General features: G+C 59.9%; 13 protein-coding genes. 4 read left to right on the top strand and 9 right to left on the bottom strand.

Annotated features, from left to right (window positions below; genetic code table 11):
- Nucleotides 1–18: 18 nt before the first annotated feature.
- The 6 genes from EKM88_RS02235 to efp form a co-directional block, all read right to left on the bottom strand.
- Nucleotides 19–918: an ABC transporter permease gene (locus EKM88_RS02235; protein ID WP_125702682.1), complete on the bottom strand. Its 900-nt coding sequence runs from the start codon at nt 916–918 to the stop codon at nt 19–21.
- Between the two features lie 30 nt (nt 919–948).
- Nucleotides 949–1,911: an ABC transporter substrate-binding protein gene (locus tag EKM88_RS02230; RefSeq protein WP_125702680.1), complete on the bottom strand. Its 963-nt coding sequence runs from the start codon at nt 1,909–1,911 to the stop codon at nt 949–951.
- 453 nt (nt 1,912–2,364) lie between these two features.
- Nucleotides 2,365–3,330 carry an ABC transporter substrate-binding protein gene (locus EKM88_RS02225; protein ID WP_125702678.1) on the bottom strand — a complete coding sequence of 322 codons (966 nt, stop codon included), beginning with the start codon at nt 3,328–3,330 and terminating at the stop codon, nt 2,365–2,367.
- 348 nt (nt 3,331–3,678) lie between these two features.
- A complete protein-coding gene (locus EKM88_RS02220) occupies nt 3,679–4,320 on the bottom strand; it encodes a histidine phosphatase family protein (RefSeq protein ID WP_125702675.1) in 642 nt (213 codons plus the stop codon).
- 223 nt (nt 4,321–4,543) lie between these two features.
- Nucleotides 4,544–5,893 (bottom strand): polysaccharide deacetylase family protein, encoded by a 1,350-nt coding sequence (locus EKM88_RS13475; protein ID WP_225418422.1) that lies wholly within the window; start codon nt 5,891–5,893, stop codon nt 4,544–4,546.
- 188 nt (nt 5,894–6,081) lie between these two features.
- Nucleotides 6,082–6,636 carry an elongation factor P gene (gene efp / locus EKM88_RS02210; protein ID WP_125702673.1) on the bottom strand — a complete coding sequence of 185 codons (555 nt, stop codon included), beginning with the start codon at nt 6,634–6,636 and terminating at the stop codon, nt 6,082–6,084.
- 509 nt (nt 6,637–7,145) lie between these two features.
- Here efp and EKM88_RS02205 point away from each other — a divergent pair.
- Nucleotides 7,146–8,120 carry a helix-turn-helix transcriptional regulator gene (locus tag EKM88_RS02205; RefSeq protein ID WP_125702671.1) on the top strand — a complete coding sequence of 325 codons (975 nt, stop codon included), beginning with the start codon at nt 7,146–7,148 and terminating at the stop codon, nt 8,118–8,120.
- A gap of 313 nt (nt 8,121–8,433) precedes the next feature.
- Here EKM88_RS02205 and EKM88_RS02200 read toward each other — a convergent pair whose 3' ends face one another.
- Entirely contained in the window at nt 8,434–9,423 is a 990-nt protein-coding gene (locus EKM88_RS02200; RefSeq protein WP_125702669.1) for a pyridoxal-phosphate dependent enzyme, read from the bottom strand.
- Between the two features lie 120 nt (nt 9,424–9,543).
- Here EKM88_RS02200 and EKM88_RS02195 point away from each other — a divergent pair, with 120 nt between their 5' ends.
- Complete coding sequence (locus EKM88_RS02195) at nt 9,544–10,059, top strand: DUF805 domain-containing protein (protein WP_125702667.1); 516 nt, start codon at nt 9,544–9,546, stop codon at nt 10,057–10,059.
- A 63-nt stretch (nt 10,060–10,122) separates the two neighbouring features.
- On the opposite strand, the gene EKM88_RS02190 is transcribed toward EKM88_RS02195, so the two are convergent.
- A complete protein-coding gene (locus EKM88_RS02190; RefSeq protein ID WP_125702665.1) occupies nt 10,123–10,350 on the bottom strand; it encodes a hypothetical protein in 228 nt (75 codons plus the stop codon).
- 126 nt (nt 10,351–10,476) lie between these two features.
- Here EKM88_RS02190 and EKM88_RS02185 point away from each other — a divergent pair, with 126 nt between their 5' ends.
- Nucleotides 10,477–11,472 (top strand): D-2-hydroxyacid dehydrogenase, encoded by a 996-nt coding sequence (locus EKM88_RS02185; protein WP_125702662.1) that lies wholly within the window; start codon nt 10,477–10,479, stop codon nt 11,470–11,472.
- Between the two features lie 158 nt (nt 11,473–11,630).
- Here EKM88_RS02185 and EKM88_RS02180 read toward each other — a convergent pair whose 3' ends face one another.
- Nucleotides 11,631–11,936: a hypothetical protein gene (locus tag EKM88_RS02180; RefSeq protein WP_125702661.1), complete on the bottom strand. Its 306-nt coding sequence runs from the start codon at nt 11,934–11,936 to the stop codon at nt 11,631–11,633.
- Between the two features lie 149 nt (nt 11,937–12,085).
- Here EKM88_RS02180 and EKM88_RS02175 point away from each other — a divergent pair, with 149 nt between their 5' ends.
- Nucleotides 12,086–12,949 (top strand): AraC family transcriptional regulator, encoded by an 864-nt coding sequence (locus tag EKM88_RS02175; protein ID WP_125702659.1) that lies wholly within the window; start codon nt 12,086–12,088, stop codon nt 12,947–12,949.
- Nucleotides 12,950–13,087 lie beyond the last annotated feature (138 nt).

Here is a 13,087-nt window from a genome sequence, read left to right as displayed (position 1 = left end):
TTTCTCCTTTGCTGGTGACTACAACATCCGCTGACGATTCTCGCGGCGTTCCCCCCACTGCTTGACCTGCTTTTGGATCAGCGGTAAGGCCAAGAATAGTGCAAGCATCAGCGCGTAGAACAGGCGCAAGGCGTTGGGGTCCACGCCCATGTCGAGCACCCAGGCGATGATCAGGCGGTAGATGACCGCCCCGATGATGATGGTGATCAAACGTTTGCCAAAGCTCAGGTTGCGCACTAGGATCTCGGCGATGATGATGGCGGCCAGCGCGATGACCAGCGTGCCGATCCCCATGGACAGGTCTGCGTACCCGTTGGTCTGGGCCATCAGGGACCCGCTCAGGGCGATCAGGCCGTTAGACAGCATGTACACGATGATCTTCATCGTGTCATTGTTGATGCCGTTGGCGGCGCTCATCGCCTGGTTATCCCCGACGGCGCGCGCTCCCAGCCCCATTTCAGTGTTGAAGAAGACCACCAAGGCGCCGATGACCAGTGTCACCATGACCCCACCGACCAGGATGGTGTCCCAAGTCGCATTGCCGAGGTCGACCAGCGAAAAGACGGTTTTGACATCCGCCAGCAGCGACACGTTGGCGCGGCCCATGATGAACAGGTTCACGGAGTACAGCCCGGTCATCGTCAAGATCCCAGTGAGCAGATCCGGGATCTTCAACTTCGTGTGTAAGACCCCTGACACTAATCCCGCTAAGGCGCCTCCCAAGGCCCCGTACAGCGTGGCGAGCACTGGCCCGGTGCCGGACACGAGCTGGTGCGCGGTGATGGCCGCCCCCAGCGGGAAGCTCCCTTCAGCGGTCATGTCCGCGATGTCCAGAATGCGGAAGGTCAGGTACACGCCGATGGCCATGATGGCCCACAGGAGCCCTTGGGAAATGCTTGAAATCAGGATGTCTAACATAATTACCTCCAAAAACCTGAGTGACTGCGATTAGTTGCTTTGGTCTGCTTGCTTGGCTGTGATGCCAAATGCCTTCATCATCTTCGCGTTTTTGATCACCGTGACCTTGGCGGGTGTCTCAACCGCGAGATCTTTGACCTTTTGGCCCTTGATGAGCTTGATGGCGAGCTTGGCGGTTTGGCGGCCGAGGTCCTTGTAGTCAATGCCGATGTTAGCCACGCCTCCGTCTTGCACCATGGTTGAGGCAGCCGGCACCACCGGCACGTGCTTGGCCAAGGACACCTTGCCGACCGTCGCCATGGCGGCGGCAACGGTGTTATCCGTTGGCGCGTAGATCACCTCGGATTTGGCCGCCAAGGATTCCATCACTTGCTGCACATCATTGGTCGATGCCACGGTGCGCTTGACCACGGTCAGGCCCAGCTTTTCGGCTGCCTTTTGCGCCGCCTTGATCTGGATCAAAGAGTTCTGCTCGGCGGCATTGTAGATCATCCCCACCGTCTTGGCCTTCGGGAACAGCTTGTGCATGTACGCGATCTGTGCGGGGATGTCGACCATGTCAACCACCCCGGTCGCGTTCTTGGTCGGGGCGGCGGTGCTAGCCGTCAGCCCGGCCGCCTTGGCGTCCGTCACCGCGGTGAAAACCATCGGCGTCTTGCTGTCTTCTTTCTGAAGCGCCTGCGCCGCTGGGGTGGCGATGGCCAGGTTTACGTCATTGTGGTCGTTGGCCAGACGCTGGCTCATGGTCTTGAGGTTAGCCTGATCGCCTTGCGCGTTCACGTAGTCGATCTTGACCTTGGCCCCCTTGTACCCCTGGGCGGCGAGCTCCTGTTCAAACCCCTTGCGCGCATCGGTCAGCGCGGTTTGGTCGATCAGCTGCAAGACCCCGATCTTGACGGTGGCGTCCTTGGCGTCGGCGGCCTTTCCACAAGCAGCGAGGCTGAGCAGCATGGCAGTAGCAGCGATGGTGGTGAGTACACGATTGCGTTTCATAATTTTCTTCCTCCTGAGTAACCCTGATTGGCAAAAAATGACCAGCCACGGGAGATCACAGTCCACGTGGCTGGCCATTTCATTTTTTCCGGAAAAAGAAACGCCACATGGATTGTGTTGATCCATGTGGCGGTTAATTGCACTTTAAGTGTGCCGGCCTCATGGATGTGAACCGCGGGTTCACATCCATCGGGGATGCGTCCCGCTATCCGAAGAAAAAGCCGGCGAAAAATTCGCGATTCAGTTGTGTTGGCATTGCTTGTTTCATGGTCAACACTCCTTTAACCTTTACCAGTTCTGCTGGTATGTGTAAGACGATACACTCAGCAAATTCTCATGTCAAGGCTAAATTACTCACCGGGATTCAATTTTCGGATGTCTACTCAGGAGAATACAGGGGCATTAATGAGGGAATCGCGCCGCCCCGCCTGCCAAAAACTTTGTGACCGCGCCTTATTTCGCGGCTTCTTCAACCTGTGCTTGGGTCAGGTTGAACAGCTTCATCCGCTTGGCGTTGGTGACCAGGGATGTTTTGGCCGGCGCTTCAACCGCCAGGTCCTTGACCTTCTCCCCCTTGAGGATCTTGATCGCGAGCTTAGCAGTCTGCCGCCCGAGGTCCTCGTAGTTGATCCCGGTGGTCGCCACGCCGGCCGGCTTGATCATCGTGGCATCGGCGTTGATCACGGGCACCTTCTTGGCCTCGGACACTTTGCCGATGGTTGGCATCGCCGCAGCTGCCACGTTGTCGGTTGGAATGTAGATGATCTCAGCCTGCCCGGCGAGGGCTTCAGCGGCCTGCTGCACATCGTTAGTGGTGGCAGCCGTCTTCACCACCGCCGTCAGCCCCAGCTTCTTAATCTCGGCCTTGGCTTGCTGGATCTGAACGACCGAGTTTTCCTCGGCGGCGTTGTACAGTAGCCCGATCTTCTTGGCTTGCGGGAAGAGCTTATGCGTGAAGTCGATTTGCGCCTTCACGTCCACCGCGTCCGTCACGCCGGTCACGTTTTTGTCCGGGGCCTTGAGGTTGGTGGTCAGCCCTGCGGCCTTGGCGTCCGTCACCGCGGTGAAGAGCATCGGCGTCTCGCTGTCCTCCTTTTGAAGCGCCTGGGCCGCCGGGGTGGCAATGGCCAGGTTCAGATCGTTGCCGTCGCGCTTCAGCTGCTCACTCATCGACTTCAGGTTGGCCTGATCCCCCTGCGCGTTCACGTAGTCGATCTTCACTTTGTCCCCCTTGTACCCTTGGGCGGCAAGCTCTTCGGTGAAGCCCTTGCGTGCGGCATTCAAAGCACTCTGGTCGATCAGCTGCAAGATCCCGATCTTCACCGTATCGTCGTTGGCCGCGGTTTTCTTGCCGCAAGCGGCGAGGCTGAGCATCATGGCGCCGGCGGCAAGGCCGGTCATCAGTTTCGTTAATTTCATGGTTATTCCTCCCAAAAGTTGTCTGCGTTGACTCAAAAGGCCGGCCACGGCGAGGACAAATCCCCACAGTGGCCGGCCTATTGCTTTCCGGAAAGAAAAAGGCCACATGGGGAGTCTCCTCATCCATGTGGCGTAATGGCATTGTAAAATGCTACGACCATCATGGATGCAAACCTGCTGCTCGCGGTTTGCATCCAATCAGCGAATGCAAGCCGCTATCCGTAATAGCCGTAGTAATACGAGTGATTAAACTGTGTCGAAATAAATTTTGTCATGATCAACACTCCTGCACTGGTATGGTGAAGACAATACGCGTCTGTCAAAAAGATGTCAACCCCTCAGCAAAAATTAATCTTTCGCTACGGTCGGCAGCCAGTCCCGGTACGCTACCGAGAAGTGCTGGCCGTCTCGTGTGGCCAGCTTCGTGACCGTCGTGTTTTGGAGCATCGGCGTCTGACGCGCCGCCGCGACCGGACGGCCCAGCAACGCGTTCATCAGCACCATGAAAACGAGCCCGTGGGCCACCACCAACACCTGACCGGCCGGATGCGCCGCCCAGGCCGCCGCAATGACCGCCTGGGTCCGCACGGCCACCTGACCGTACGCCTCGGCGTGGATGCGCGGTGCGATGGTGGCGTCAAACTGCTGCGGCTGCTCGAAGTATGTGGCAATACTGGCGGGATCAGCCACCTCTTCCACGGTGTGCCCGTCCCATGCACCCAGCCGCATCTCGCGCAGGCCATCCACCGCCGTGATCGGCGGCGTCGGCGCAGCGGCGTTGGCTGCCATGATCAGTTGCGCGGTACGGCGCGCCCGCGGCATGCTGGAGGTCAGCACCTGCGTGAACCGCGTGGTCGCAAGCGCCGCGCCAACCGTCTGGGCCCCACTCACCCCCGCCGGCGTGAGCGGTGAGTCCACCAACCCGCCGTTGAAGCGGTGCGCCAAGTTGATCTGCGTCTGGCCGTGCCGGACAAAATAAAACGTCGTCATGTCTGTTCCCCCAATTTTGATTCAGGCCGCAACCTGCCCTCATTATACCGCAATCCCGGCACAAGATTGCCCGCCCGCGAAAGCGCCGCGTCACGCAAAAGCGGCTGGCCCCACACAAACAGTCGTGCCATATGCACCTGCGTCAGGCGCGTCCGTTCCGCTAAGGACGCACCCGGCTAAAAAAGCACCTAGACCAATTGGCCCAGGTGCCTGTCAATGTCGCTTACTGCGCGTTGGTGACCGCACGCTCGTCGCCACGGCCGAAGTACTGGTGACCCGGTAGCAACCGCTGACCCAGCAGCTCGCTCACGGTGGCGAATTGGTAGCCCTTGGCGCGCAGGCTTTGAATCACCTCAGGCAGCGCCTGGGCCGTCGCGGGCTGAATGTCGTGCATCAAAATGATCCCGCCATCGTAAACCGTGGTATTAATGCGGTTCAAGATCGCGCCAGCGTTGCGCGACTTCCAGTCCTCGGAGTCCGTGGTCCACTGAATGGCTGGCAAGTCTTCCGCCTGTGCCACCGGCAGGGAGATCGCGCCATACGGCGGCCGCAGCAGCGTTGGTAGCTTGCCGAAGACCTGGTAGTATTGCGCCGTCATCTTCCCATAGATCTCATCGCGTGCGGCCTCCGGACTGAGGCCCGGCAGGTACAAGTGGTTATACGTGTGGATCCCGATCTCGTGGCCCGCGGCCGCAACCGCTTTGGCCGTGTCCGGGAAGTCGGCGAGCCCGGTGCCCACCATGAAGAACGTGGCCTTGACGTTCGCATCGGCCAGCGCCTTTAGCACCTGCGGCGTGGTGACATTGTTCGGCCCGTCGTCAAAAGTCAGCGCGATCACTTTGCCCGGCAGCTCCTTGGCCTGGCCGCCCTTCAGGTACACGGCGATTCGGTCAAGTGGCACGGCCACCACCGGCTTGCCCGCCTCGTCGGTAACGGTCAGCGCGTGGTCGTCCAACTGAAAGTTCGTGGCACTCATGCTGGCCAAAAGCGGCATGGCCAGGATCTGGTTCAGGCTGTCAGGGGTCTGCTTCGTTTTCTCGACTAAAATCTGCTTGGCGATGTAGTCCACCGCGCGGCGCGTGTAGTCATCCGGCACCAAGTCCGCCACCGTGGCCGGCGCCCCACTTTCAGCGTTCACCACCGCAATGGTGCTTGGGGCCACCACTTTCTTCGTCAGCTTATCGGCCTGCACGGCGTAGCAGTCAAACCCGACCCGCTGCGTTTTTAGGCTCAGCGGTCCGGTCGCTTCCGTGACGGTTGCAACGACCGCACGTGAGCGCCCGCTGCTGGGCATGTCCGCCTTGGCCTGTTTTTGAAGCGCCGCGCTTGGGGCCTTCACCCCGGCGGGCAGCAGGTAGACCAATGTCCCGGCTGCCGTTTTTTCCGTCACCACTGGGCCTTTGTGTGCCTTCTTGACCTTCGCCAGTACGGCCTGTAGCTCGTTGGGGGCCGCATTCTGCCGGTGCTTCGCCCCAAGCATCCAAGCCGCCGCACCCGCGACCACCACTAAGACAGCCAGCCCTCCGATAAGCCACCCATACCACTGCCGATTTCTCCGTCGTTTGCTCCGCATTGTCTAATTTCTCCAATCCGTGCCCATACATGTCCCCCGCACGCTGCTCCAGCACTTTGGCTCTCATTATACAGGACATGTCGGGCCGGTTACATAACAATTCAGTAAGACGCAAGCAAAAGTTTTCGGTGAAACCGGCCGGATTCGCGTCAAAAAAACACGCCGGCGTTGGCCGACGTGTGCGGAGGTTACGCACGCTTTTGATAAGCGCCGGTAACCGTGTTGATCACCAGTTTTTCACCGGTCTGAATGAAGTCCGGCACGTTGACAACCAGGCCGGTTTCCAACGTGGCCGGCTTGCCGCCGCCGGTCACAGACCCACCCTTGATGGATGGCTGCGTCTCGGTGACAGTCAGCTCAACGGTCGTTGGCAGGGTCACCCCGATCACTTCGCTGCCGTAGAACTCAATGTTGACCTGCGTGTTTTCAAGCAGGTACTTCAGCTCTTCTTCAATGCTTTCGGTGGGCAGCTCGTACTGCTCGTATGTCGTCATGTCCATGAAGAAGGCCACCCCGTCTTGCGTGTACAGGTACTGGGCGGGCTTGTCTTCCAGCACCGCGAGTTCGATTTTTTCGCTCGGACGCTTGGTGGTTTGGACGGTGCTTCCGGCGCGCACATCGTACAGCTTCAGCTGCATCAGCGTGTTGCCTTTGCCGGGTTTGTGGTGGTTGGATTCGATCACTTTGATCAATTTGCCGTTTTCAACAAAGGTCATGCCTGCACGTAAGTCTACTGCTTCCATTGGATTCACTCCTATAAGTTGTCTGTGGGATCGGTCAGCGGCTGAGCGCCGGCGGCGGAAGCGGCATGACCAACGCGCGGCCCTGCATGGTGAAAAAAATAAACATAATGTCTGCTCCTTAGGTGGCGCTATCGTCTCATTATACGTTATGCGGCGGTGACTTACTAGTCCCGTGTGCCGCAACGCCGCAGCTGCCCTCGCACTACCGACCGGCGCCGCGGCCACGCCGGGTCCCCGTGACCCACATGGTGACCCGCCAGTGGTCGCGTGGGGGCGCGCTTGCTTCGCCGCATCCTCAGCTAACACAACGATAATTGCCTGCCGTTACAATTATTATTTTATTAATCCGGCATTGCTCCCGTTACCCGCTTGGCCCAAAAACCGTAACTTTACCGTTGTCAAGCAAAAATGAAGGCGCATTCAAAATATTATTTTTCGCATACTAGACGATAACTGTCTAGGCAAGGCGTAGAATGAACCCATAAGCATCACCACAATGGGGTATCCAGATGGGGGCAGCAATTATGGCGAATAGCGCTTATCGGCAAGTTTACATTCTCATGCACTTACTTCGGCATGTGCCACTCACGAAACAGCAGCTGAGCAAACACTTCGGCGTCACGGAACGCTCCATTCAGCGCGATATCAGCCAGCTGAACGCGTTGTTTGACAACGAAGAGGTCAATCAAGAGGTCCAGTACAACCAGCGCTCACACGCCTTTGAGTTACAAACCAGCGACAGTGGACTGACCAGCGCACAGTTGGTCGTCCTCATCAAAATTCTGCTGGCCAGCCGCGCGCTGACCAGCACGGAAACCAAGCAGCTGATCAACAACCTGATGCAAAACGCCCTGCCAAGTGAGCGGCGGGTGATCAACCGGGTCGTGCAAAACGAGGTCTTCAATTACCTCCCCCTGCACCATGACCAGCCCCTGACGAACCTGCTGTGGCAGTTCAGCCTGATCATCACGCGCGGCCAGGTGGTTGAGCTGACTTACCACAGCCACACGCAGCAGCTTCGCACCCACGTCATCGTGCCCAAAGCGATCCTTTTTTCCGAGCACTACTTTTACCTGATCGCCAGCGATTTGGACCGCAACGAGGAGCGCTTCTACCGCTTTGATCGCTTCGCGGGTTTTCGCATCATGAAGTGCGACACGCCGACGAACGGGTACGCCGCGCGCTTCCCTGAAGGGGAGTTGCGGCGTTACCTGCCGGTCATGGCGGCTGGGGAAAAGGTTGAGGTCACGTTTGACTACTGGGGGGACCCAGAGCTCGCACTGGACTGGTTGCCCACCGCAACCGTGATCGCCACGGACACGGCGGCTGGCAAGGTGACCATCGCCGCCACCGCTTACAGTGAGGCCCTCAAGCGCTGGCTTCTCAGCCAGGGCACAAAGGCGCTTCTCCTCACACCGACAGGCCTCGTGGCCGACCTGCGCGGCACCATCGACCAGCTTTACGCGGCCTACCACCGCAACTGAGCGCAAAAGGCGCGGCCGAGCCAAAAGCGGCTGCGCCGAAAATGGAATCGGGAGGCACTGACAGACCCGCGCTTGGGCTTGTCAGTGCCTCCCGATTTGGCTTGCTTTTCGTTGGACTCCAGTGCGTGATGAACAGACATGCGGTAGAATGCCTTGCTGCGGCGTTCGGCTATGCCGGACGGAAGCGCGGGCGGTGCTTGGTGTTCGGACTATTCTGGCATCGTCGTGATTCATTCTTGGACCGTTCATGATGCCTCGGCCCCGCCTCGTTGACGCGTCAATGTCCTTCATCGGCGCGTCAACGACACCCTAACTACCGCGTGGCGCACAGCCCAGCCAGCACGCCCAGGTCCACGTTGCCGCCTGACACGATGGCTGCCACACGCTGGTTCACGCGCCAAGCCGCAGGGAGCTTGTTGTTCAACAGCGCCGCGGTTGTCAGCGCACCGGCCCCTTCTGCCACGACTTTGTGGCGCTGGAGTAACACGCACATCGCGTGTTGAATCTCTTCCTCGGACACCACCACGATGTCGGCGACCAGCTCACGCACCAGGGCAAACGGCTGCACGCCTGGGGTCGCCACCGCCGTGCCATCGGCCAGGGTCGCCGCTTTGCGGTGAGTGACCATTCGCCCGGCAGCAAGCGAGGCCGCCATGCCGTGCACATTGGCCGACTGCACGCCGACGATCCGGGTGCGCGGCGAGAGCGCCTTGGCGGCCAAGGCGATGCCGGCAATCAGGCCGCCGCCGCCCACTGGCACCAGCAACGTGTCGATCGCCGGCAGTGCCGCCAGCACCTCAAGCCCCACCGTCCCCTGTCCGGCGATCACCTGAGGGTCATCGTACGGGTCGACGACGGTGAGCCCGCGAACCGCCGCCTGTTCCAGCATGGCGGCCCGCGCCGCATCGAAGGTCTCCCCGATCAGCTGCACCCGCGCGCCATACCCGCAGGTGGCCGCCTGCTTGCTCTTCGGTGCCGCCAGTGGCATCACCACCGTTGCCGAAAGCCCGAGCAACTTAGCCGTCAGTGCCACCCCTTGGGCGTGATTACCCGCGCTGACCGTGATCACCCCGCGGCGCTGAAGAGGCTTGGGCAGCGTGGCAATACGGTTGTAGGCCCCGCGAAACTTGAACGACCCGGTCAACTGCAGGTTCTCCAGTTTTAAGAACACCTCACCACCGCTGGCCGCGCTCAGCACGCGAGACGGCACTAACGGCGTGGTCCGGGCGTGCGGGGCGAGCCGGTGCTGGGCCGCGCGCAGGTCTGCGAGCGCGACAGGGTGCGAATCGAGTTGCATAATCATAAGTGATCCTCCTTACTGGCCTTTTCTTTTAGCTTACGCGCCTGATGAGACCGCACTCAAGCGATGACACCTGTCAATGATTGTGGTTTAATTAAAGCAATGAAAAAGGAGTGAGGGACAATGGCAATTCGGTCAACAGCAGCAACGCAAAAAGCGGCGAAGAACCGCTACTACGGCGCGTCAGGGTTTAGCAGTATCAAGGCGTTTTTCGGTAATTACGTGAACTTCACCGGCCGCTCGACGCGCGCGGAGTACTGGTGGGTCACGCTGTTCGGTTTCATCGCGAGCATTCTGGTCGGCTTTTCCTTCGTTGCGGCACTCATCGGTGTCATTGCCAACGGGAGCGTGCCCAAGAGTCCCAGCATCGGCTGGCTGATCGCCACCTTTGGCATCGGGTTGCTGGTCTACCTCGCCGTCATGCTGCTGATCCTCCTGCCATCCTTCGCCCTCGTGATCCGCCGCTTCCGGGACGCCGGGTTCCCGTGGTGGGTCTGGCTTGCCCTGTGGGCACTCAACCTCGTGGTGATGCTGGTGTTCGGCTACAACAGCAATCCCTCGACCACGGTCAGCCTGCTCGTGAACCTGGCGATCCTGGTCATCACCTGCCTGCCGTCCAAACCGCTTCCCACTGACTAGATGCGCCTGAGCCAACTAAAAATGCGCCCGCAGTTCAACGCCGCGGACGCATTTTTAGTTGGTTCAAAAGTCCAAATCATCTGGCTTTTTGGTCGCTGACTTGGGCGCGTCAGCCTTGACCGCACCGCGCAGCGTCTTGGCGCCGGTCACGACACCTTGCTGAATCGACTGGCCGGCCGCCTTAAACGCCCGCTTGCTTTCCTCGCTGGTCAACTTCGCGTAAGTGTCGCTGGCTTTCACTTTGTTGGTGGCGTCCTTTGCCGCCTTCGTCAGGTCATCGAATAGTCCCATGACATCACCCCCTACCCTCATTATAAAATAAAACGGTTACTTAACAATCTCTAAAGAATCTTTCCGGGTCCGCGACCTGCGTGCTAAGCTTAAGGTTCTATGACCACTCGGAAGGATCTGACTCAAATGAAAGTACTTGCATACGGCGTCCGCGGTGATGAACAACCTTACCTCGACCAGTGGGCCCAGCAAACTGGCGACACCCTTGTGACCACCTCAAGCTACCTCAGCGCGGCCACGCTCACCCAGCCCGCAGATGGCATCAGCTGTTTTCAGACGGTGCCTTACGCACCCAGCGTCTTCGCTCAGATGCAGCGCCTCGGCATCCGCTACCTCGCACTGCGCAACACCGGCACAGACAACGTCGATTTTGAGGCGGCCGTCCACTACGGCATTCGCGTCAGCAACGTCCCGGCGTACTCACCCGCAGCCATCGCCGAGTTTGCGCTCCTCGACATGCTGTACCTCCTGCGGCAAACCGGCGCCGTTCAGGCCGCCTTGCATGCGAACGACTATGCCGGGGCTGGCACCCACATCGGGCGCGAGCTCGGCGAAAGCACCGTGGGCGTTATCGGCACCGGGCGCATCGGCCAGGCCCTGATCCGCATCCTCAATGGCTTCGGGGCCAAAGTCCTCGCGTTCGACCCGCACCCACCGACAGACCCCAGCCTGGTGTACACGCCCGTCACGTTTGCGACCCTGCTTCAGCACAGCGACATCGTCTCGCTTCACGTGCCCGGTATTCCCGCCAACCATCACCTGATCGACGCCGCCGCACTGGCCCAAATGAAACCCGGGGCGCTTTTGATCAACACCGGCCGACCGAACCTGCTCGACACGCCGGCAGTGCTGGCCAGCTTGGCCAAGGGACGCTTAGGCGGCGTGGGCATTGATACCTACGAAAATGAAACCAGCGACCTTTTGGCGCTGGCCAACCGCGGCCACTTCAACGACCCCCAGTGGCAAGCGCTACTGGCCCTGCCAAACGTGATTTTGTCCCCCCACATCGCCTATTACACCCAAACGGCGGTACGCAACATGGTTGAGCAGTCGCTGACCAATCTCCAGTCCTTCTTGGCCGGTGTCCCCTGTGCCGCCGAGATCACCGCAACCGATGCATAACCACGCGATTGAACGGAACTAGGCTATCGTCCCCTGACCCACTAGGGGCAGCGGGGCAAGCCCCCGTTATCGCCAAACCCACCAAGGGACCCCGCACGCCGTGTCTACCGGTGCGCGAGGTCCCTTTTGACGTTATTGCCTTGTTGGGGCTGATTCCGTCACCGCCGGATCAGCGTCAACACATCGAGGTCCGCGGCCACGATGCGGTAGCGACTGAGGATGACCGCGACCGTGTCGGCCCCCCAGAACCACAGCAAGCGGTAGGCTGCGATCACGCCGACCCCACTGGCCAGCATCAACCGGCGCAACTGTGCTTCGGCCGCGCCACCACGCGATTCCGGGACGCTGACCAAGGCCGCCACTTCCGGCAGTGCCCGGGTATCGAGTTGAATGAGCGGCTGCTGAGCCGCCACGGCGGCGATGACTGCCGCCTTATCTGTCATCACATGCGTGGGTTGACTCACATCGCCACCTCCAATGCCCTTATGGTATCAGAAGCGGTTGGTGGCGCCATCGGACTTTAGGCCCACTTGTCCGACCAAACGCGGTACCCGATTGTCGGATAGTGCACCACCGAATGCGGTATGCTGAGTTTTGAAAAGGAGGCTGATTCATGCACAACTTCAACACCGTTCTGGCTTACCTCGAAGTCCATCCCGAAGCACCAGTAGACGCCACCATCGCACGAATCGCGGGCACTAGTGCCTATCATTTTCGCCACATGTTTGGCTACCTCGCCGTCATCAGCCTGACGCAGTATCTGCGGCAGCAACGGCTGGCGCGCGCCAACGCGCTGCTTGTGGCTGGGAGGAGTGTGCTAGAAGCGGCGCTAGCGGCGGGCTATGACAGTGCTGACGGGTTCGCCCGAGCGTACAAACGCTGGCACGGGATCGAGCCGTCCCAGGCCGCCAGTCAAGGATGGCGTAAAACACAGCCACCATTTCGCTTCGAACTCATCATCCAAGGAGGACTCAGTATGGCTTATCGCCTCAAAACGCTTCCGGCGTTCAACCTAATCGGCGTCACCGCCACCGTTCCGTTACAATTCACTGGGATCAACCCCGCCATTGCCGCGCTGGCCGCAACGATTACCGCTTCGCAGCGCAACGCCATGCAAGCACTGGCGGACCTCGCCCCACACATGGTGCTCAACGCCGACTACGACACGAGCGACTTTACTCATGAAGATCGCCCGCTTACCCACATGATCGGGGTCCGCAGCACCGCAGCCACCGCACCGGCTGGGCTCACTGTGGTGCCGGTCCCGGCACACACCTGGGCCATTTTCACCAGCAAAGGGCCGTTTCCGGCCGCGCTGCAGGAAACCTGGGCCGCCACGGCGAGTCAGTGGCTACCCGACAGCGGCTATGAGCTGGTGCCGGCGCCGCAACTCAGCGTTGTCCACTATAACGAACCCGCGGATGACCGCACCTGCGAGATTTGGTTGGCGGTTCAACCGCGACCGAACCGCAACTAGCACGCCACTCGTATCACTGCGCACCGCGCCGGCTTTTCGCCAGGGCGGTGCTTTTTGGCGCGACGAATTGTCAACTCAAGTGCAACTTTTTACCCAGGTAGACTTCTGATGGTGTCTTCCAGCCTAAGACCTTGCGAG

This window comes from Lacticaseibacillus daqingensis, from assembly GCF_003946115.1.
GTDB lineage: Bacteria > Bacillota > Bacilli > Lactobacillales > Lactobacillaceae > Lacticaseibacillus > Lacticaseibacillus daqingensis.
The sequence above is the reverse complement of the archived record's forward strand: the minus strand, read 5'-3'. Positions and strand labels throughout refer to the sequence as shown.

Bases quoted from the DNA above. Each gene is read 5' to 3' on its own strand.
- EKM88_RS02235 (WP_125702682.1), bottom strand. From the start codon at position 918: ATGTTAGACATCCTGATTTCAAGCATTTCCCAAGGGCTCCTGTGGGCC.
- EKM88_RS02230 (WP_125702680.1), bottom strand. From the start codon at position 1,911: ATGAAACGCAATCGTGTACTCACCACCATCGCTGCTACTGCCATGCTG.
- EKM88_RS02225 (WP_125702678.1), bottom strand. From the start codon at position 3,330: ATGAAATTAACGAAACTGATGACCGGCCTTGCCGCCGGCGCCATGATG.
- EKM88_RS02220 (WP_125702675.1), bottom strand. From the start codon at position 4,320: ATGACGACGTTTTATTTTGTCCGGCACGGCCAGACGCAGATCAACTTG.
- EKM88_RS13475 (WP_225418422.1), bottom strand. From the start codon at position 5,893: ATGCGGAGCAAACGACGGAGAAATCGGCAGTGGTATGGGTGGCTTATC.
- efp (WP_125702673.1), bottom strand. From the start codon at position 6,636: ATGGAAGCAGTAGACTTACGTGCAGGCATGACCTTTGTTGAAAACGGC.
- EKM88_RS02205 (WP_125702671.1), top strand. From the start codon at position 7,146: ATGGGGGCAGCAATTATGGCGAATAGCGCTTATCGGCAAGTTTACATT.
- EKM88_RS02200 (WP_125702669.1), bottom strand. From the start codon at position 9,423: ATGATTATGCAACTCGATTCGCACCCTGTCGCGCTCGCAGACCTGCGC.
- EKM88_RS02195 (WP_125702667.1), top strand. From the start codon at position 9,544: ATGGCAATTCGGTCAACAGCAGCAACGCAAAAAGCGGCGAAGAACCGC.
- EKM88_RS02190 (WP_125702665.1), bottom strand. From the start codon at position 10,350: ATGGGACTATTCGATGACCTGACGAAGGCGGCAAAGGACGCCACCAAC.
- EKM88_RS02185 (WP_125702662.1), top strand. From the start codon at position 10,477: ATGAAAGTACTTGCATACGGCGTCCGCGGTGATGAACAACCTTACCTC.
- EKM88_RS02175 (WP_125702659.1), top strand. From the start codon at position 12,086: ATGCACAACTTCAACACCGTTCTGGCTTACCTCGAAGTCCATCCCGAA.